Annotated in this window: 4 protein-coding genes and 2 pseudogenes; 2 read left to right on the top strand and 4 right to left on the bottom strand. The window is 60.5% G+C overall.

The window, feature by feature from the left end:
• Positions 1-725 (top strand): NADP-dependent oxidoreductase (locus EN893_RS25020; RefSeq protein WP_164901083.1); only part of this gene is annotated, 725 nt, incomplete at its 5' end.
• Positions 726-759: 34 nt separating this feature from the next.
• Here the strand turns inward: EN893_RS25020 and EN893_RS25015 are convergent.
• Positions 760-1,554 carry a hypothetical protein gene (locus EN893_RS25015; RefSeq protein ID WP_236382652.1) on the bottom strand — a complete coding sequence of 265 codons (795 nt, stop codon included), beginning with the start codon at positions 1,552-1,554 and terminating at the stop codon, positions 760-762.
• Between the two features lie 125 nt (positions 1,555-1,679).
• Between EN893_RS25015 and EN893_RS25010 the strand changes: the two are divergent.
• Positions 1,680-2,113, top strand: a pseudogene (locus EN893_RS25010) (DUF2267 domain-containing protein).
• A 45-nt stretch (positions 2,114-2,158) separates the two neighbouring features.
• On the opposite strand, the gene EN893_RS25005 reads toward EN893_RS25010, so the two are convergent.
• From EN893_RS25005 to EN893_RS24995, 3 genes and pseudogenes are all read right to left on the bottom strand, one after another.
• Positions 2,159-2,374 (bottom strand): hypothetical protein, encoded by a 216-nt coding sequence (locus EN893_RS25005; protein ID WP_127271940.1) that lies wholly within the window; start codon positions 2,372-2,374, stop codon positions 2,159-2,161.
• Between the two features lie 45 nt (positions 2,375-2,419).
• Positions 2,420-2,665: a hypothetical protein gene (locus EN893_RS25000; protein WP_127271942.1), complete on the bottom strand. Its 246-nt coding sequence runs from the start codon at positions 2,663-2,665 to the stop codon at positions 2,420-2,422.
• A 277-nt stretch (positions 2,666-2,942) separates the two neighbouring features.
• Positions 2,943-3,372 (bottom strand): annotated as a pseudogene (locus EN893_RS24995) (alpha/beta hydrolase); the annotation flags it as partial.

Genomic DNA, 3,372 nt, shown 5'->3' with positions numbered 1-3,372 from the left:
GACAGGTGGAAATATGCGGCACGCGGGCGCATACGTTGAAGAAGGGCGACCCATTATTTGCGATGCTTGGTCATGACCGGGGCGGCAATGCCGAATTTGTCGTGGTCAAGGCGACGGAGGCGGCTGCGAAACCGGATCGTCTAAGCCATGTCGAAGCCGCGGCGGTGCCGCTTGCCGGCATCACTGCATGGCAGGGCCTGTTCGACCATGGCGGCCTCAAATCCGGGCAACGGGTTCTCATCCATGGCGGCGCCGGCGGCGTCGGTCATCTGGCGATCCAGTTCGCCAAGGCCGCGGGCGCGTTCGTCGCGACAACCGTTTCCGCCGAGGACGTGGTTTTCGTCCGTGAGCTCGGCGCCGATCAGACGGTCGACTACAAGAACCAGGGTTTCGAAGAGGTCGTCGATGCGGTCGACCTGGTGTTCGACCTTGTCGCGGGCGACACGCAGGACCGCTCCTGGGATGTGCTCAAGCCAGGCGGAACACTCGTTTCCACTCTTTCCGAACCGTCGCAGGAAAAGGCAAATTTGCGCCGGGCGCGTGGCGTCTCCTATCTGGCCGAACCGAATGCGGCGCATCTTGCCGAGATCGGCCGCCTCATCGAGGCCGGCAAGGTCACCCCCTTCGTGCAAGCCACGTACCCTCTTGGAGAGGTCGCCAAAGCGGAAGAACGGCTGGAAAATGAGCATGTGCGTGGCAAGATCGTGCTTGAGGTTTCCGCCTAGCGAGTTGGTGCTTCTGCCGTCCCTCTCGAACGGGTTATCCGATCCGCGCGTCGCCGTCGCTGTCCGGCACGTTCGGAAACAACACCTTCAGCTTGTGTTCCGCGCTTGCCCAACTGCGCGTGTGATGTTGCCAGAGGCACCAATTGCTCACCGCAAAGGCTAGAATGCCGACAGTCACGGCGAGACTGACTGTCGAGCCAATGACAACCTTGAGCATCACCCCGGCAAAGACACCGGCGATGGCACCGTTGACGACATTCACCATCCCTGCGGTTCCGGCGAACGCTTGCCAGGGCCTTGGCTTGAGGCCGACATCGGCCAGCAGAGCCGTTTGGTTGTCATGAGTGGAGTGAACCAGGTAGCGCGCCATCGAGGGAGTAAGCTCGGTGTAGTAGTGCCTGATGCGCGCCATGCCACGGGCGTGGACCATGTCTTCGATGGCCACCTGCACAGCCCTGACGAATGTCACCAGCCCGATGAAGTAGAGGCATGGCAACAGGATCAGGCTGAACAGCATGAAAGGAAGCCCCATCCTTGTCACCTGGGCGACGAAGGCAAGGGCGATCGTGGCGCTGGATACCGAAGTCAGGAACAAATTTGCGCGCTGATTCGCCTCCTGAATCGTCGCCGCTCTGGCGGTCCCGAGCACCAAATGCTCCGTGGTCATCATCTGCAGGAGTTGCTGCCGGTTCTCGCCTTCATCGGTTTTTGTCTTCCTTGCAGGCATCGCAAAAAACCTGTTGCGGGACGCGCTCCCCCACCCAACCAACTCCTCAAAGCCGCCCACCCAAGGAACGAACTGCTTCCGAAGGGGTTCCAGCGCAACCAAGAGCCGTTCCGTGATCCCGGAGCAGAGCCGGATCACCGACCGAGCCAATTTTGCCGACAGATAGCGAAACGATTGTCCCCGAGCATCGTTTCGAAACCAGACATGAATTTGATGAGGAGGCGATGATGAGCGCTACCGGTTTGGATGTTTTTGACAGGACGCTGCAGACGACCAACATCTGGCTCGACGAGATCATGGAGGTCCGGATCGGCGGATTGCATGGCACATATTGGGCGCGGTCTTGCGGACCGTAAGGGACAGGCTGCAGATCGGGCTTGCGGCCAAACTTGGGGCGGAACTGCCGCTCCTGGTACGCGGCGCTTATTACGACCACTACCGGCCCGCAGCCGAGCCGGACAAAACGCGCTCCCTTGAAAACTTCTCGCAGCACATCGGCGAGGAATTGAAATCGATCCGCCCCGTCGATCCCGAGGAGGCGGCACGCTCGGTGTTCCGAGTTCTTGCACGGCATATTGATCTTGGCCAATCGGCCAAGGTGCGCGATGCCCTGCCGAAAGAAATCCAGGCGCTTTGGCCCGAAAGTCTCGGCGTCAAATAGCGACGCTCCCCAGGCAGCCGTGCCGAGGCTGGCGCCCCGAGGGCGTCAGTCTCGCAAACGGTTGGCGGCATGATCCTGGTGCTGCTCGGTCGCGATCTGCCTGGAGTCCAAACCGCGTTCTTTGGAATGCTGCGCCTTGTCGCGATTGGACAGAACCTGGTTTTCTTCGAGCTTGTCCTTTGGCGTTACGGTCATGGCGCCTGTGCCAGAACCCTTTCCCTGTGAACCTGCTCCGATGTGTTTCTTGCTCCCGCGTGCCATGGGCTGCCTCCAATCTATGACAAATGTTCCAGGATCGGTGCTCATCTAGTCGTCAGGACGATTTTTGTGATGGACGCTTTCCTGATTTTTGCCGCGAAGGATGTTGCGGTCGTCCGGATCGACGAGGTTAGGTGTGTCGGTTCTCATGTCCGATCCTTTGCGCAGCGCTTCGCGTTCCGCCGCTGATCGTTTCAGATCCGCCTCTGAATCGAAATCCTTGCCGGCATTCTTTGTGTTTTCCCGCTCTTCAATGATGCGAATTTGTTGGTCATGGGTTTTGCGTCCAGTCATCGCTTCCTCCGGTGTGTTCGTGTTGGCGCTCGAAAGTCATCGGCCGCCTCTAAGGTCGGGTCACGGCGCTTGCCTGTCCGAGCCGGCTCTCGTGCTGATAATGGCAAGGTGACGGGATCGTTCCGAAGGCGTTGAATAAGCTTTTCGCCAGATGGCTCGGTTCACCGAGGCGCTCACGTTGACCGAGGCCGCCGCCCCGCCTTCTGAACCAGTACGTCCTTTGAACGTTTCGGCGACCGCCGGACTGGTGCCGGACGCCTTTCCGTCGCGCTCCAGTTCAGCGCAGGAAATCGACCACAGCCTGGATGAACTCTGCCGGATATTCGATGTTCGACAGATGGACCGCGGGCAGCACTATAAGCTTCGCGCCGGGCACCGCCGCGGCAATCATCTCACCGTGGCTGGCTGCTGTCACCGTGTCGTGCCGACCGGCGATCACCAGCGTCGGCCGCGGTATCAGTGCTACGGTGCGGCGAAGATCGGCGTCGCGAACCGCTGCGAACAGACCCGCCAGACCTTGCCGGTCGATAGCCAGCAGCATGGTGCGAAACTCTTCGACCACCGGCTCGTTGGCGGCAACCATCGACGTGGGGAACCAGTTGCTCAGGAACGTCTCGGCGGTTTCCGACATGTCCGGTGCCTGCCGCACCGCGGCAATCCGCTCGTCGAAATAGCTTGCCGGCGAGAGATGGGACGAGGTGTTGCTC

This window comes from Mesorhizobium sp. M7A.F.Ca.CA.004.04.2.1 (assembly GCF_004022825.1).
Lineage (GTDB): Bacteria > Pseudomonadota > Alphaproteobacteria > Rhizobiales > Rhizobiaceae > Mesorhizobium.
The sequence above is the reverse complement of the archived record's forward strand: the minus strand, read 5'-3'. Positions and strand labels throughout refer to the sequence as shown.